Origin of the sequence: Streptomyces sp. NPDC004732 (assembly GCF_040609235.1) — a bacterium.
Taxonomy (GTDB): Bacteria; Actinomycetota; Actinomycetes; order Streptomycetales; family Streptomycetaceae; genus Streptomyces.
In genome coordinates this window covers 24,746-37,898 of record NZ_JBEXJR010000012.1, presented here as the reverse complement: position 1 = coordinate 37,898, position 13,153 = coordinate 24,746, and the positions used below count along the sequence as shown (strand labels likewise).

Below are 13,153 nucleotides of genomic sequence, written 5' to 3'. Positions count from 1 at the left end.
TCTCCTTACTCTGGAGTAAACTTACTAAAGGGTAAGGTAAATCGTCGCCAGGGAGGCTGACAAGGGTGAGCGGCACATGAGTGGCACGTCCGAAGGCGCACCGGCATCCGATGGCGCACCGGCATCCGATGGAGCCCCCGGCCCGCGCAGGCGCCGGGTGCCACGTCGTGAGCGTGAGCGGCAGATCGTCGATGTGGCTGTCCAGGTCTTCGCCAAGCGTGGCTATCACGGCGCCTCGGTGGACGAGATCGCCGAACTGGCCGGAATCTCCAAGCCGATGGTGTATCTGTACCTCGACTCCAAGGAGGGCCTCTTCCTCGCCTGCCTGCGACGCGAGGCGGACCGCCTGGTCGGCGCCTTCCAGGGCGCGGCGACGGCGAGCGGCACGACACCCGAACTCCGGCTGTACGCAGGGCTCCTCGCGTTCTTCGCGTTCGTCTCCGAGCACCGCGACAGCTGGGTGGTGCTGCACCGCCAGGCCTCGGAGCTGAGCGAGGCCATCGCGGCGGCGGTCGCCGAAGCCCGCCGTGCGGTGATGGCGGAGGTCGCGGGTCTGGTGCGGGCGGGTATCGCGGAGGGCGGTCCGACCGGGCAGCTCACGGACGAGGACGCGGACTTCGTGACACACGCGCTGGTCGGTGCGGCGGACTCGCTGACGGACTGGATGGCCCGGCATCCCGACCAGTCCCCGGAGGGCGTGACGCTCCGGCTGATGAACATGGTGTGGGTCGGGATGGGGCGGGTGCTGGAGGGCGAGGCCTGGAAGCCGGTGACGGGCTGAGGGGGCGGGTCGAACCGTAATCGACCCGCCCCTTGAATTTTCCTTACGTGCCAGTAAGTTGACCCGTGAGTAAGTACGCGCGCCGATCACCTGCACATCAGCTGGGAACCGGAAGCCGGGAGCCGTCATGGGCGTACGCAAGGATCTGAAGAAGGCACAGCGCCACAGCGACCTGGCGGAGCGCGCCGAGGTCGAACTCGTCAAGGACGAGCACGGCACGGTGCGCGAGGCACGCACCGCCCCCCTCGTACCGAGGGCCACCGCGGGCAGCACCGCGGACATCCCCTTCACGAACGCGGTCGAGGCCCCCGACGCCGTGGTCCTGCGCCGCAAGGAGCACCGCCAGTGGCGCCCCGTCACCGCCGCCGCGTTCGCGCGCGAAGTGACGGAGACGGCCAAGGGCCTGATCGCGGACGGCCTCGAACCGGGCGGCCGCGTCGCCCTCATGTCCCGTACCCGCTACGAGTGGGCCGTCCTCGACTTCGCGATCTGGGCGGCGGGCGGCCAGACCGTGCCCATCTACGCGACGTCCTCGGCGGAACAGATCGAGTGGATCGTCCGCGACTCGGGCTCCTGCCTCCTCATAGCGGAGACGGCGGAGAACGCGACGACGGCCGAGGGCGCCGTGGCCGCGCTCGACGAGCCCCCGCGCGTACGCCACATCGACGGCGGCGCCATGACTGAACTCGTCACGCTGGGACGGGACTTGTCGGACGAGGAAGTCACGAAACGCAGGTCCGCGCTCACCCCGGACTCGATCGCGACCCTCTGCTACACCTCGGGCACCACCGGCCGCCCCAAGGGCTGCGTCCTCACGCACGGCAATCTGCACGCGGAGGCGGCGAACACCGTCGAGCTGCTCCACCCCGTCTTCAAGGCGATCACGGGACAGGTCGCCTCGACGCTCCTCTTCCTGCCGCTCGCCCACATCCTGGGCCGCGGCATCCAGATCGCCTGCATGATGGCCCGCATCGAGCTCGGCCACTGTCCCAGCATCAAGCCGGACGAACTCCGCCCGGAGCTGCGGGCGTTCAGGCCGACGTTCGTCGTCGGCGTCCCGTACCTCTTCGAGAAGATCCACGAGACCGGCCGGGCGACCGCCGAGAAGATCGGCCGCGCCGCCTCGTTCGACCGGGCCGAACGGATCGCGGTCCGCTTCGGCGAGGCGTACCTGAACAAGTTCCTCGACGGGAGCGGCCCGGGCCCGTCCCTCGGCCTGCGCGCGGGCTGGGCGCTGTACGACCTCCTCGTCTACCGCCGCATCCGCAAGGAGGTCGGCGGCCGGCTGCGCTACGCGATCAGCGGCGGCTCCCCCCTGGACCGCAACCTCAACCTCTTCTTCTACGCCGCCGGGATCATCATCTACGAGGGGTACGGGCTGACCGAGACCACGGCCGCCGCCACCATCACCCCGCCCCTCAAGCCCCGCCCCGGGACGGTCGGGCTGCCCGTGCCGGGCACGGCCGTGCGCATCGCGGACGACGGCGAGGTGCTGATCAAGGGCGGCATCGTCTTCGGCTCGTACTGGAAGAACCCGGCCGCGACCGACGCCGTACTGACCAACGAGTGGTTCGCCACGGGTGACTTGGGAGCGCTGGACGGCGAGGGCTACCTCACGATCACCGGCCGCAAGAAGGACATCCTCGTCACGTCCGGCGGCAAGAACGTCTCGCCCGCCGTCCTGGAGGACCGGCTGCGCAGCCGGGCGCCGGTCGGACAGTGCATCGTCGTCGGCGACAACCGCTCGTACGTCGCCGCGCTCGTGACCCTCGATCCCGAGGCCGTCGACCATTGGCTCACCGTACGCAAGCGCCCGAAGAACACGCCGCTCGAAGAGCTGGCCCGCGACCCGAAGATGATCGCGGAGGTCCAGAAGGCGGTGGACTACGCGAACGCGGCGGTCTCCAAGGCCGAGTCGATCCGCAAATTCGCCATCGTCGGCGGCGAGTTCACGGAGGACAACGGCCTGCTGACCCCCTCCCTGAAGATCAAGCGCCATGCGGTGACGGCGGCGTACGCGGCGGAGATCGAGGATCTTTACGGCGGGTGAGGCGCGCGGACCGCGTCGACAGGGGTCGGGACCAAAGTCCCCTCCGCTAACTTCTACACGTATGTAAAAGTATGGGCGGCACCCCGGGCGGGGATCCTCTTCGAGGGCTCGGGGTGCCTTCGTATGCGCAAAAACGGGAGGGACCCATGCAGACCACGCAGACCATGCAGCGGACGAGGTGCCGTCGTCGTCGGCGGGCCGGGCGGCTCGGGCGGCCGAGGTCGTCGAGAAGGCGACCGGAACCGCGGACCTGACCAAGCTGGACGGCCGCAGGGGCAGCGGACGGACGGGCGAAGGAAAGGTGACGGTAACGGCACCGGCGACGGCCGACGGCGACGTACTGCTCGACGCGCCGAACGCCGACGTCTCGCTCGGCCTCCCGGAGGCGAAGGGCACCGAGGGCGTGGCGGCCGGGGCGGGCACGGTGGTCTACCCCGACGCCGCCCCCTCGACGGACATCGCCGTGCAGCCCACGTCGGACGGCGCGGCCCGCACGCTGGTGACGCTGAAGGACCGCAACGCGCCGACGACCCACGACTTCTCGCTGAAGCTCCCGGAGGGCACGCGGCTGACGGAGGACGGCGAGAACGGCTTCCTGATCACCAAGAGCCACGGTGAGGGCGAAGGTGAAGCTGTGGGCGAGGACACCGAGATCCTGGGCGCGGTCGACGCGCCCTGGGCGAAGGACGCCAACGGCAACGCCGTGCCGACCCGTTACCGCCTCGACGGCGACAAGCTGACGCAGACGGTCGACGTCACGGCCGACACCGCGTTCCCGGTGGTCGCCGACCCGAAGGTCTCGCTGGGCTGGTCCATCTACCTCCGCTTCAGCAAGAAGGAGGTGAAGGACATGGCCAAGACCCCGATGTACCACTTCGCTGCGGTGGCCACGGTCATGGCCTGCGCCAAGATCCCCAACGCGGTGGCCGCGGCGGGCTGCGGCGCCGCCCTGACCGCCCAGGCGAGCGCACCCGCAGTCGCAGCCGCACCCGCAGTCGCATCCGACCCCGAAGAGGAACGAGTCACGCCCCATGAGCAAGAAGAAGGACCTCCTGCTGCTCACCATCACCTACCTGGCGCTGGTGCTGGTCGCCTGGGCGGTCATGGGCTGGTCCACCGCGGGCTGGATGCTCCTGTTCCTGCCGATCCTCGCGGCGGCCCGCGTGCTGACGTTGCGGGGGAAGGGGTCCTGCGAGGCCCGGAAGTAGCGAAGGGTGAGGGGGCACCCTAGGGCGCCCCCTCAGTCGACAGGGCACCGCTCAGTCGATACAGAACTCATTGCCCTCGATGTCCTGCATCGGGATACAGGAATCATTGCCGTCGTACAGCGTCTGCAGGTGTACGGCCCCGAGCGGAACCAGCCGCGCGCACTCGGCCTCGAGCACGGCGAGGCGCTCCTCACCCACGAGCCCCGTGCCGACCCGCACATCGAGATGGACCCGGTTCTTGGCGGCCTTGCCTTCGGGGACGCGCTGGAAGTACAGCCGCGGGCCCACACCCGTGGGATCACTGCAGGCGAACCAGGAGTCCCGCTGCTCCGGCGGCTGCGAGCGCGTGAAGTCGTCCCAAGTGGCGAACCCGTCCGGCGGCGGCGGTACGACGTACCCCAACACTTCACACCAGAAGCGAGCGAGGCGCTCGGGTTCCGCGCAGTCGAAGGTGACTTGGAACTTCTTGATCGACGTCATCGGGTCACCGTAGGGCGGGGCGCTGCGTTCGAACACCCCAAGCAGGACATCGCAGCTCACCTGCACCCCGACGCGGAGTTCACGACACGACAACTGTCATGTCACGAACGTGTACTGGGAACGATCAAGATGAAACCGAGGCAACCACGCTGACTGTCTGACAGGACAGAAAGCGACACGGACGAACAGTCGCCCAGTTCACTCGCCCGTCTGCTCCCCAGGAGCGGCGGCCCCCACGCAGAGGACAGAGACCAGAATGCGCACTCGGAAGATCTCGGCCCTGACCATGACCGCAGTGGCCCTCGGCCTGGCACTGACGGCATGCAACAACGACGGCGCCGACAACGCGTCCTCTTCCGGGAGCAGCTCGTCGTCGGACGCGAGCGCATCGAAGCCCGACGCCTCGAAGCCCGACGCCACGAAGGACAAGGCGTCGGGCACGCCCGCCAAGTCCGGCACGAAGTGCACGGACCAGCTCGACTACGCGGGCGACTCCCGCTCGAACGCCGAGATCAACTCCATCGGCGCCGACACGGGCACGTGCCCGCCGGTCAAGAAGTCGCAGTCCGACACGAAGTGCACGGACCAGCTGAACTACGCGGGCGACCCGCGCTCGAACGCCGAGATCAACTCCATCGGCGCGGACACCGGCACCTGCCCGCCGGTCCAGAAGTCCGAGAAGCCGACGGGCACGCCGAAGGACCCCAACAAGAAGTGCACGGACCAGGTCAACTACGCGGGCGACACCCGTTCGAACGCCGAGATCAACTCGATCGGCGAGGACACGGGCACGTGCCCGCCGGTCAAGCAGAAGTGACCGGCTGACCACGCCACCCGTCCGACGGCCCTGGAAGAACCCTTCGCCGATCTCACGACGCACTCTGACGCACGATGACGCACGCTAAGGCAGCCGCACTTCCCGAATGACGAACTCGTTGAGGGAGAGCCGCTCGACACTGAGCCCGGCTGCAGTGGCGTGCGTGGAGACGGCATTGGCGCTGGCCGCGACCGCGTTGACGAACTCCACGTAGGAGCGGGTCGCCTCGAGGGAGTACTGCGCCTTCCGGATCTTCCCCAGCTTCCGGGCGAACACGGCGAGACCCACCGGGGAGACATAGACGCTCGCTGCAGTGCCCCACTTGCTGCGCAGAACCCGTCCGTCGTTGGAGCCTGCCGCAAGCACGTCGATGGCTTCGCGGGCGCAGCGGTAACTCTCCATCATCCAATGGGCGGCATCCTCGTGCCGACCGAGCAGCAGGCTCACCTGGCCCAGGTGCATCTGGACGACCGCTCGACTCTGTGGCGAGCCCGCCAAGCCGTACGCATCGAAGAACCGGTCCCACGCCTGCTGCAGCGTCGCGGCATAGCGGGGATCGGACAAGCCGATGCGTGCCGCCTCACGCACCAGCAGCTGGGCTGTGCGCAGCGGACCGTCAAGAAGGAGCGAGGCCTTCTTGTCGAGCGATTTGAGCATCGTGGCCTGGGCTTCTTCGACGTTGGCCAGTGCGGTGTACAGGCCCATGATCGCCACGGCGGGCAGACCGGCCTGGGCGAGCCCCAGCACGATGGTGGCGCGCCCCACCGCGCCCCACTTCCTCGAATCCGAACCCGCATGCTGATCCGCGGCTTCCTCGTCCGGCGCCCGCCTGGGACGAAGCTGATACCAGCGGATGAACTCCACGAGCCGTGCATCGACCCGCTCACCGGCCTGGGTCAGACTGTCCCTGATGCGACGATCCGAAGGATCTGGTTGCGTCATGACTACCACCCCGTTGTGGGGCGGAGCCTAGTGCGGCCCGGCTATGTCGTCACGGCCGCGGGCGGGAAGCGGCGGACCGGCGCCGCGGCCTCAGGGTGCGAGGCACGGGATCCCTCTCATTGGGCAAGGTGCGCATGGTCCGAAGCGGTGAGAGGAAGTTCGGGAGAAAGCTCAATGTCATGCCCGTTGTGCCGATCCACAACGTGGCTGCTGCCCCGAAGACAGAGCCCGAGGCTCCACCCAGGACTCCACCGAGAGGGATGCCGCCCCAGGACACGAATCGGGCTGTCGCGCTCATCCGGCCCAGGAGTTGATCGGGCGTGAGGGCTTGCTGGAGGCTCGACTGGGCCACCACGCGGACGACTCCGCCCAGGGAAAGACCGGCGAGTCCGATCGCCGCCACACAGACGCTCCAACCCGGTCGCGCAAACGGCATCAGGGCTGTCAGCGGACACGTCACCAGTGGCGCGAGCCAGATGACGGGACCTTGTCCGACCCGCTGCGAGACCTTCTTCGCCGAAAGTGCACCCAGCAGGGCACCGCAGCCCATTCCCGACAGAACGAGGCCGATGCCGAAGGCCCCAAGGCCCATCTCCCTCTCCAGGAAGACCAGCAACATGGTCTGATACATGACCAGAAAAAGATTGAATAGGGCATCCCCCAGGATCGTTGCACGCAAGACAGGCTGCTTGAGAACAAACTTCAACCCCTGCTTGATATCTCGAAGCAGTTGAGGGCGCTCACTCGACTCCGGCTTGTGTTCGCGTCTGCGGATACCGGTCGCGAGCAGACCCGACATCGCCATCCCGGCCGAACTCACCAAAAGTGTTGCGGGGGCTCCGAGCAAGCCGACCAATGGCCCGGCCATCCCTGGTCCACTGATGCTGGTGACCGAGCGTATCGCCGAGAGTTTCGAGTTTCCTTCAACGAGGTTGTCGCGTCCCACCAGGTGGGGCAGGTAGCTGACGTACGCGACATCGAAGAAGACCGTCAGCACACCATGCACCAACGCGACCGTGAAGAGCCACCAGATCGTCAAGAGATCCGACCACCACGCCACCGGTATCGTCAAGAGGACCACAGCCCTGGCGAGATCAGTGCTGATCATCACCGATCGCTTCCGCATACGGTCCACCCATGCGCCTGCCGGAAGCCCGACGAAGAGTGAGCCTGCCGTGGTCATCGCGGTCAGTAGGCCAACCTGGAATTCGTCGGCATTCAATGTCACAACGGCAACCAGCGGCAGCGCCAGAAAAATGATGCGGTCGCCCAACTGACCGAGCGCGGTGGCGGCAAACAAACGCCCGAAGTCCGGATCGCGTAAGAGCCCGGGCCGGGAGGATATCGACATGCGAGTTACCTGCTGTCGGCTTCGAAGGGGCGCCCTGTCGGCTTCAGCGGCTGCGGATGGTCGACCACGAACTCGTAGGCCACTTCCCGGCGCACGTCCGGAATGACCATGTCGGCGGTTTCCACCGGATGCCCGCCGGTGTCGTAGATGGTCCGCTCGATCTGCAGCACCAGGTCCCCGACGCTGATCCCCAGCAGGTTCGCCTGCGCCTGGGTGGCACGAGCCGGACGCGGCAGCTCGACCACGCTCTCGACGTCCACGCCGATCGAGCGCATACGCTCAACCACCCCCTTTCCCGCGAGGGGCCCCCTCTCGGGCCATACGACCGGCGTTCCGTCCGTGATGGCCATCGGCTCCCAGGAGTCGGAGAGCTGCACGGGTTGCCCGTCGGCGAGGAACTCGTAGTGCGTGTTGACACAGAGGTCCCCGGGGCTGATGGCGAGCCGCTCGGCGATTGCCTCAGGAGCGGGAACACGCACCTGGCTGTGCGAATCCCAGGCGTTGGCCCTGCCCCGCTCCTTCATACCGGCAAGGGAGGGGGAGCCGTCCCGGCGTTCACGGTGCCGCGAACGGACCATCCGCAGCCGCTCGCGCGGCCGACGGACGTAGGTGCCCGAGCCCGCGCGCCCCTCGAGGAGACCCTTGACGACCAAGTGGTCCACGGCCCGCTGCGTGACGTTGCGCCCGACCCCGTACTCCTCGGCAAGCCGCGCCCGGGACGGCAGCCGCTCCCCGACCTCCCACTCTCCCGCGAGGATCCGTGCGCACAGCGCATCGGCTACGGCAAGGTACGGCGCCTCTCGGGGCATAGGTGACTCTCCGGTCGCTCTGCTGCGCGGCATCTGGCGATTCCAGGTGGCGCTGGCAAGCTACGGCACCAGGCGAAAGCTACTGGAGTAGATATGCGCTCGGTCCGCCGAACACCGAAGTGACCCGCTGACGATTTGCCGTCTGGCGGTCCCGTCCTTGCGGGCGGCGGGCGGCGGGCGGCGGGCGGCGGGTGGCGGGTGGGAGCGAGGCGAGGTCGATGACACTGCCGCGCGGCAGTACGTGCGGAGCGGGCGGCCTCGCTGTGGTCCCGAAGGAGCGCGGTCGGCCCGGCGGCAACAGGCCACGCCTCACAAAAACGCCCTCCCCAGGGGAGGGCGGAACACCGCACGGACAGAGGCGCCCCCGGCAAGACTCGAACCTGCGGCCAAGCGCTTAGAAGAGAGGCTGTCAGTTGGCCGCGTCCACAGACGTGACCTGCACTGCTAGGAGATCGCTCGCGTCCACCAGCCATGAGCCACCGTCTATTCACCGGAGCGATTCATTCCGCCGCGTGCGGGTCCTGTCGATGCGCCAGACAGATCGCTTTGGCCATGGCCTTACCTAGGGTGACTTGTTGATCGCGCTGGTGACATGCATGTTCGCGAGTCATACCTTGCCTTCATGGTGGCGGGCGAGGAGCAGCAGGAGCGTGGTCGTGAGGGCGCCTACTTTGCGCAGCAGTGGCTGGAGAGCACCACGCGAGTGAGCGCTCCTTGGATCGTTTACGAGGCCTCACAAATGACCACGCTAACCCTGCTGAATGGAAAGCAGGAGTCGTGGGATGTGGCCGGATATTTCGAAAACGAGAAAAAGAATATGTTCTACGCTGAGATCAAGGCGTACTCAAGCGACAGCCAAGGTCCCAAGTATCGTGAGTACTTGACGGACTGCTATTCGGCTACGGCGCGGATGATCAAAGACGGCCTGGATCGCCAATGTGAATTCATGTGGATAACTTGGCACCCCTTTGCCATGGGGGCGTGGACCAAGTTGTGCGATTCCTCGATGATCCAGGAAGCGGTCAGAGAGTACCCGGAAAAACTCGGCGGGGACGCTTACGAGCCCGAGATCGGTAAGCTGCTCGCTGACAGACTTTGGCTCATCGTCCTATCCGAAAGACAAGATGAGTTGATGATGACACGCGAGTACCTGGGGCACATTCGATCTGTTGTTACGAAGGGGCCGTGACGCATGCTGCAGGAAATCGATACCCAGATTCAGGATGCTCTTCACCAGGCCTCACCTGAAGCAGCCATGCGAGACGTTAAGCATGTTGTGGCGCGAGAGCTCCAATCGCTAGACCCCAAGACCGAAATCAAGACTACTGATTACTTCAATCATACATTCATTCCTGACTTTGTTCTTTCTTGGGGAGGTGCTGGCGATCACCGACCGACTCGTGATGTGTATCTCCGGTTCAGCGTTGATGCTCCGCTAATCAAGAGGGACCTACAGAGTCTCCATGAGGAGTCGCCGGCGTTCATCTCGATCGCCGGTGGTGCCCGAGCTTCAGCCGAATCAGAGTTCGCGGCTCATGAGTACGACAACTGCTTGCTGTCGAGCGCATCGACGCTGGAATCTATCTCGAATGAGAACTCTCCCACGCCCGTAACCCAGATGCTCAAGTCTTCGCTGCTTCAAGGCGGAAAAGGCTATCTGGTAGGCGAAGCCGCTGCCGGTGTGCAGCGCGCCGTATCGCGGGCCGACGGGGCGCTTTCGCAATTGGATGAAATCGAAGTGGAAGCAAGTGTGAGGGCGATGAAAGAACACCTATCGCAGAGCTTTGCTTCTCGTATCGCGCGCGTTATGCAGGTCATGTGGGTGAGCCAAGGGGGCGACGCTCAGCGCTTCCCGGGAGCCAGTCGAACAGCGGCCTCTCTGTCATCAGAGGAGCTTAATCAAATTCTTCCATTCCTGCTCTCTCTGGAAGATGTGACTAATCTTGAGTTTTGGCGAAATCTGGGCGAGAACCTGACACTGGATCACTTGCAGCAACTTGAGAATCGGCGCATAAGTAGAAATCTGGATCTGCTTGTTAATGTCAACCTCGATCGCATCAACGCGAGAGGGGTAGCAGTTGATCGACTGCACCCGGATCTATTCGATGACCTCAGTGGGCCGCCTTGCTGGGAAGTTCTGGACTCGCAGCTTAACCTCCGCTGTGGCGAGACCGGATTTAGGTTTGTTGACGACCGGCGCAAAATTTCTCATCGTACTGAAATGGGGATTGCGCCTAGATGGTACGAGATCGAACGTCGACTTGATCGATATGGCATCGAGGGAATCGAGTTCACCTCTCCCGGAAGTAAAACTCATATTCGAAGCAGCACTAGCGAGGGCCTCCGAGAGTCCATGGACATGCAGGCGCTCTCTGAAGCTCTTGGAGAGATGGCGCGGGTAATTTCAGTTGAACTTCGATGGCCGAGGTCTCGCCAAAATGTCGAGATCGATTTTGACCGATCGGCGGTCGAGTCCGTTGGATCTGCGATCGGCTTGCATATTCTTGCATATCTGGGACTTGACCTCCTCAGGCAATCATCGTCGCATGCGCTGGAAGGATTTCAGCGTTTTGTTTCCGAGGGAGGCAGGCTTCCTTGGTGGCAGGACGGAACCGAACCAGTCGCTGAATAGCACGGGTGGCCAGCACGATCCAACGCGGTGAACCAGTTCCTCGGTTAGGCCGGCGAGCCATGCCCGAGCTTTCTAGGGAGTCCACACTCCAGGGACTCGCCCGGCAGATCGCGCGTAATTTTCGACATTCTCCTTCAACGCCAAGTAGATCGCTTCCGCAAGGTGGCGTGTGAAGTGGACATCGAATCGAATTTCCGCTGGTGAGCGTGGGATGCTTGCACCGCTATGCGCAACTATGTTTCGCAGGTTGACGAGCTCTCGAAGGCGTTCTTGCAGGTTCCCTACCGCTATTCCTGAAAGTTCAGGCCTGACGGGCGGGCTGTAGTGCGCATCAAAGTGTGTTGAAATCTGAGACCATGGTCTTTCCACGCCGACAAGTTTCATCAACTCGGTAACCGTGTCAGGTCCTGGATTCCCGCCAGTTTCAATTGCGTGTTCGGCATTAATTTTCCCTGCGATTACATCCCGAGCTGCCGATAGGCCGTCGCTGATTCTGTCCGTGGAGGTGCGTGATCTGCCGAATCTTTTTGCTTGCAGGGCAGCTGTCATGTTTTTGGAAATGAGCAATATCTGAAGCTGCTCTGGAAGGTCCGACAGAATGAGCGTTGGAGTCGCATCTCCATGTCGCTCCAACGCATATGTGACGACGTCCTTGATGAACTCCTCGAATCGGGCGCAGAGAAGTACCACGGCTCCGGCAAGAATAGGACTGGGAGATGGCCTGTCCGGCAAGTATGAGAATGCTGGATGGCGTAGGGTGATGGATTCAGCAAGATTCAATAGATCTTCGACATCGTTGAGCTGGGTGCTGAACTTTTGGGTGGGCATCGCTACCTCGCGATGCTTTCAATCATGGCCGCGATGTTCTCCACCCTGACCTCAAAGGAGCGTGGAGTATTGAGCTTCAGGGACCTGGAAAATTCATCACTTTCGAAGAGTTTCCGCATCCCGACACGGATTTTATGTGCATGCTTAATAAGCTGCTTAGAGGGAAATCTTTCAACTGCCACCATTTGAGCTTCATAAACCGGGGCAGAAAATCGAGATTCCGCTTTCCCTAGTTCTGGGCGCCAGCGCCTAAAAGATTCAGGGCCGAATGTATTCAAGCATTTGTGGAGCGAGCTGAGGAAAGAAGCTCGATACCTCTCAATTTCCACCTGTGATGAGTCGTTCTTGGTGTGCAAGAACTCCGTGAGTGCCTGCTGCGTGAGGGGTGATTCTTGCGCGAAGCCTTCGGATAGTGCGAAGTATCGCAACACGAGTTCCACGTCACGCTGACCTCTGGTGAAGGCTGGTCCCGCATTAACAGCTTGCTGAAATTCGAGCATGCTGGAAAGCTCAATGGTAAGAGAATTGAACGGCCCTTGCTGAGTGGCATTCCTGAGATCTTGAGAAGAGAGAAGGGTTCCTCCAGTGTTCAGGCGAGAGAAGACGGTTGAAGTCACATCGGAGATTGAATTGGAGCTAATGATGACGGCACGCATCGTAGACCTGCGCAGGTGCCATTGCATTCTGAGAGGCAGATCGGCAAACTTAAGCGTGTTCGCGGAAGTGAGGGTTTCCAGGCCGGCTAGTGCATATTCTCCTTTCAGGTAGGAAATCGAAGCGTCCAGTCGTTGAGTTCCATCTAGGACTGAATATTGGAATGTCTCTGGGTTCTCGGCGAAAAATAGCGAGGGGATTGGAATGTTCAACAAAAGTGATTCGATGAACTGCGATCGCTGAGACAGGCTCCAAACCATCCTTCGCGCGAAGGGCGGAATGACCAATTCGCCTTGTTCGTAGATCCCTGCTAGCGATTCAAGAGAGAAGTCCATGGCGATGGTTCGGATGTCGGCTTTGAGTGCTTCCCAGTCGGCCTGGACATCTTCCTGCGCGTGTGTCTCGGCAGGGTTTCGATCTTGCATGACATTTTTCCCCTCGTGACGGCCCTCAAGGGCGCCCCTGAGTCTGCAGCATGCTCGGGATGAGCACGTTGAACAAGCACTGCCCGCATGGTGCTGGCCGGGCGAGCGCGTGGTCCCCGCTCCTCTCCGAGGCCTGTTGACCCATGCGACCACTTCTCGGGAACTATCGGCGGGCA

12 protein-coding genes are annotated in these 13,153 nt (G+C 63.6%); 6 read left to right on the top strand and 6 right to left on the bottom strand.

What is annotated here, in order from left to right; genetic code table 11:
* Positions 1–157 precede the first annotated feature (157 nt).
* From ABZV77_RS32330 to ABZV77_RS32320, 3 genes are all read left to right on the top strand, one after another.
* Complete coding sequence (locus ABZV77_RS32330; RefSeq protein WP_356264615.1) at positions 158–781, top strand: TetR/AcrR family transcriptional regulator; 624 nt, start codon at positions 158–160, stop codon at positions 779–781.
* Between the two features lie 127 nt (positions 782–908).
* Complete coding sequence (locus ABZV77_RS32325) at positions 909–2,831, top strand: AMP-dependent synthetase/ligase (RefSeq protein ID WP_356264612.1); 1,923 nt, start codon at positions 909–911, stop codon at positions 2,829–2,831.
* 178 nt (positions 2,832–3,009) lie between these two features.
* Positions 3,010–4,062 (top strand): hypothetical protein, encoded by a 1,053-nt coding sequence (locus tag ABZV77_RS32320; RefSeq protein ID WP_356264609.1) that lies wholly within the window; start codon positions 3,010–3,012, stop codon positions 4,060–4,062.
* Between the two features lie 28 nt (positions 4,063–4,090).
* Here ABZV77_RS32320 and ABZV77_RS32315 read toward each other — a convergent pair whose 3' ends face one another.
* Positions 4,091–4,519, bottom strand: a complete 429-nt coding sequence (locus ABZV77_RS32315) for a VOC family protein (protein ID WP_356264606.1) — start codon at positions 4,517–4,519, stop codon at positions 4,091–4,093.
* 256 nt (positions 4,520–4,775) lie between these two features.
* Here ABZV77_RS32315 and ABZV77_RS32310 point away from each other — a divergent pair, with 256 nt between their 5' ends.
* A complete protein-coding gene (locus tag ABZV77_RS32310; RefSeq protein ID WP_356264604.1) occupies positions 4,776–5,336 on the top strand; it encodes a hypothetical protein in 561 nt (186 codons plus the stop codon).
* Between the two features lie 84 nt (positions 5,337–5,420).
* Here ABZV77_RS32310 and ABZV77_RS32305 read toward each other — a convergent pair whose 3' ends face one another.
* From ABZV77_RS32305 to ABZV77_RS32295, 3 genes are read right to left on the bottom strand one after another with little or no spacing between them, the layout of a single operon-like run.
* Positions 5,421–6,278, bottom strand: a complete 858-nt coding sequence (locus ABZV77_RS32305) for a hypothetical protein (protein ID WP_356264601.1) — start codon at positions 6,276–6,278, stop codon at positions 5,421–5,423.
* Between the two features lie 49 nt (positions 6,279–6,327).
* Entirely contained in the window at positions 6,328–7,629 is a 1,302-nt protein-coding gene (locus tag ABZV77_RS32300; protein ID WP_356264598.1) for an MFS transporter, read from the bottom strand.
* Between the two features lie 5 nt (positions 7,630–7,634).
* On the bottom strand, positions 7,635–8,438 hold the full coding sequence (locus tag ABZV77_RS32295) for a GntR family transcriptional regulator (RefSeq protein ID WP_356264595.1): 804 nt from the start codon (positions 8,436–8,438) through the stop codon (positions 7,635–7,637).
* A gap of 622 nt (positions 8,439–9,060) precedes the next feature.
* Here ABZV77_RS32295 and ABZV77_RS32290 point away from each other — a divergent pair.
* Complete coding sequence (locus tag ABZV77_RS32290) at positions 9,061–9,627, top strand: hypothetical protein (RefSeq protein ID WP_356264592.1); 567 nt, start codon at positions 9,061–9,063, stop codon at positions 9,625–9,627.
* A gap of 3 nt (positions 9,628–9,630) precedes the next feature.
* Positions 9,631–11,070 carry a hypothetical protein gene (locus ABZV77_RS32285; RefSeq protein WP_356264589.1) on the top strand — a complete coding sequence of 480 codons (1,440 nt, stop codon included), beginning with the start codon at positions 9,631–9,633 and terminating at the stop codon, positions 11,068–11,070.
* Positions 11,071–11,142: 72 nt separating this feature from the next.
* Here ABZV77_RS32285 and ABZV77_RS32280 read toward each other — a convergent pair whose 3' ends face one another.
* Both ABZV77_RS32280 and ABZV77_RS32275 read right to left on the bottom strand, forming a co-directional pair.
* The gene (locus ABZV77_RS32280; RefSeq protein ID WP_356264586.1) at positions 11,143–11,898 is read right to left on the bottom strand and encodes a HEPN domain-containing protein; all 756 of its coding nucleotides are present in this window, start codon (positions 11,896–11,898) and stop codon (positions 11,143–11,145) included.
* A 2-nt stretch (positions 11,899–11,900) separates the two neighbouring features.
* Positions 11,901–12,977: a DUF262 domain-containing protein gene (locus tag ABZV77_RS32275; RefSeq protein ID WP_356264583.1), complete on the bottom strand. Its 1,077-nt coding sequence runs from the start codon at positions 12,975–12,977 to the stop codon at positions 11,901–11,903.
* Positions 12,978–13,153 lie beyond the last annotated feature (176 nt).

What these genes read in the sequence shown, in the direction of transcription:
- ABZV77_RS32325 (WP_356264612.1), top strand. Translation starts at nt 909, where the DNA reads ATGGGCGTACGCAAGGATCTGAAGAAGGCACAGCGCCACAGCGACCTG.
- ABZV77_RS32315 (WP_356264606.1), bottom strand. Translation starts at nt 4,519, where the DNA reads ATGACGTCGATCAAGAAGTTCCAAGTCACCTTCGACTGCGCGGAACCC.
- ABZV77_RS32310 (WP_356264604.1), top strand. Translation starts at nt 4,776, where the DNA reads ATGCGCACTCGGAAGATCTCGGCCCTGACCATGACCGCAGTGGCCCTC.
- ABZV77_RS32305 (WP_356264601.1), bottom strand. Translation starts at nt 6,278, where the DNA reads ATGACGCAACCAGATCCTTCGGATCGTCGCATCAGGGACAGTCTGACC.
- ABZV77_RS32300 (WP_356264598.1), bottom strand. Translation starts at nt 7,629, where the DNA reads ATGTCGATATCCTCCCGGCCCGGGCTCTTACGCGATCCGGACTTCGGG.
- ABZV77_RS32295 (WP_356264595.1), bottom strand. Translation starts at nt 8,438, where the DNA reads ATGCCCCGAGAGGCGCCGTACCTTGCCGTAGCCGATGCGCTGTGCGCA.
- ABZV77_RS32290 (WP_356264592.1), top strand. Translation starts at nt 9,061, where the DNA reads ATGGTGGCGGGCGAGGAGCAGCAGGAGCGTGGTCGTGAGGGCGCCTAC.
- ABZV77_RS32285 (WP_356264589.1), top strand. Translation starts at nt 9,631, where the DNA reads ATGCTGCAGGAAATCGATACCCAGATTCAGGATGCTCTTCACCAGGCC.
- ABZV77_RS32280 (WP_356264586.1), bottom strand. Translation starts at nt 11,898, where the DNA reads ATGCCCACCCAAAAGTTCAGCACCCAGCTCAACGATGTCGAAGATCTA.
- ABZV77_RS32275 (WP_356264583.1), bottom strand. Translation starts at nt 12,977, where the DNA reads ATGCAAGATCGAAACCCTGCCGAGACACACGCGCAGGAAGATGTCCAG.